Annotated in this window: 2 protein-coding genes; both read right to left on the bottom strand. The window is 59.3% G+C overall.

Annotated features, from left to right (window positions below; all coding sequences use genetic code 11):
* Window positions 1-26: 26 nt before the first annotated feature.
* Window positions 27-869 (bottom strand): hypothetical protein, encoded by an 843-nt coding sequence (locus tag ACWIE7_RS19125; RefSeq protein WP_454070324.1) that lies wholly within the window; start codon window positions 867-869, stop codon window positions 27-29.
* 198 nt (window positions 870-1,067) lie between these two features.
* The gene (locus tag ACWIE7_RS19120) at window positions 1,068-1,475 is read right to left on the bottom strand and encodes a four-helix bundle copper-binding protein (protein ID WP_454070323.1); all 408 of its coding nucleotides are present in this window, start codon (window positions 1,473-1,475) and stop codon (window positions 1,068-1,070) included.
* Window positions 1,476-1,783 lie beyond the last annotated feature (308 nt).

The raw sequence follows: 1,783 nt of genomic DNA, 5'->3' as shown, positions 1-1,783 counted from the left end.
AAGCACAGCACGCGGCGGTCGAACCGTCACCCGAACCCGTCGACGACCTCGTCGACGCCAGATAACCACCCTCTACAAAACCCGGGGCTTGACATAATCTGTCTCTTAGGCTGGCTTGCGCTGTAAGCGAGCGCCTTTTGAGCAGCGGGGTCATTGATGATTTGATCTAGCGTATTCGAAGCTCGCATCCATTCTTCTACTTCGCTAGAGAAGCGGCCAACGAGGGTCCGGCAGTCTTCAACGATGCTTGCTGGGCTGTGGCGAAGTTGTACCCCTTGAACCTGTCCAGGCTGGGGGAACCCGAACACCACGCTTTCGCAGTGATTGACGCGGTTCCGTGCCCAGTTCAGTCGCTGACATACCTTCTGCGCATCGGTCATCGTCCATGCCGGTGTGGTGGGTTGGCGTGCACCATTGAAACAGCTTTCTAGGGCGGGACCCCACAAGGTTGTCTCGTGATCGACATCGTGCGGAGCTCGCAGTAGCGACGTCCAAAAGCCGAGCATCATGGCTGCCACCATCTTGTCCGGAGACGGCTGAAAACTCTGAGCTTGCCGTCGTGGGCGCAGAAGCTCGTGTGCCTCCCGCACTCTTTTTTGCGCATCCTGAGATAGACCGGCACCGGTGGCGTTATCAAACCAGCGATCACCGTACGCATCCGATAAGGCCATGTGCATCTGCTGTCGTAGCGTGACCTCGACGATGCGAAGATGGCTGTGGATCTGCGATGCCAGCTGGGCATCGAGGAGGTACAGCGCGAAGGCCGGACGCTCGTGGCCTCCGTACGTCCGGCGGAACGGTTTGAGACGAGAACCAGCAGTGACGGCTATGAGGGCGGCCTGCTGCGTCAGCGTAGGTTGTTCGAACACTGGCCAGACGCTACACTTGGGAACATATTCCCGGCATAGACCGGGTTCTTGGAGCCGTCGTCGCCCGTGAGGGAACGGCGGTTCCTTTCTTTTCAGGGTTGGCCTGCCGAAGGCCCCTGCTTTGCATAAGACCTGGATATCGGCGGGTGGCCCAGCCTGGTCGATTGTCGTACGACCGACCAGGCCGGGCATGGATCGTTAGCTGATCGCGGACAGGAGGTCGGTGCAGGCCTGTTCGCATTTGCGGCAGGCTTCGGCGCAGACGCGACAATGCACGTGCATGTCCTCGTGCTTCTTACACTCGGTGGCACATTCTGCGCATGCTGTCCGGCATGCCTTGAGCGTGGTCTTGACCGTGGCGAGGTTCTGCCCGGTGCGACGGCTGAGGATTTTGCCAGTGGTTGCGCAGAGATCGGCGCAGTCAAGGTTGAGGCGAATGCAGTTCCGTAGGTCTGCGACCATCCCTTCGGCCAGGCAGGCGTCAGCGCACGAGGTGCAAGTCTGTGCGCATTCGAGACACGCGGCGATGCAGTCGGCAAGCTTCTGTACGTCTATGCCGGAAGCGTCGTTGGGGTGGGTTTCGATCATTGAAGTGATGTGAGACATCGATGTGCTCCCTTCTTCTCCGAGTCGTCGCTGGAGGCGCCCAGCTAACGCCGACGCTACTGATGCGCAGAACTGGCTACAGTCCCTCGGTTCGACCTTCGCAGAATCTTTGTAAAAACAAGCGTCCAATACCCGTTGTAGCGGCTTTTCGCAGAAGGGCGGATCATTGTGCGGAGCGGTGACGCACGGTGATCCACTGCGCTGTGATGATGACTAGGTGTGATGTCCAGGGACGTTGTTGAGTCGGTCGAAGGGTACGCCGCCAATCGCAGAGTGGTGTCGGTGGTGGTTGTAGAAGTGGAGCCAGC

This window comes from Dietzia sp. NPDC055343 (assembly GCF_053645265.1).
The sequence above is the reverse complement of the archived record's forward strand: the minus strand, read 5'-3'. Positions and strand labels throughout refer to the sequence as shown.

Bases quoted from the DNA above. Each gene is read 5' to 3' on its own strand.
- ACWIE7_RS19120 (WP_454070323.1), bottom strand. From the start codon at position 1,475: ATGTCTCACATCACTTCAATGATCGAAACCCACCCCAACGACGCTTCC.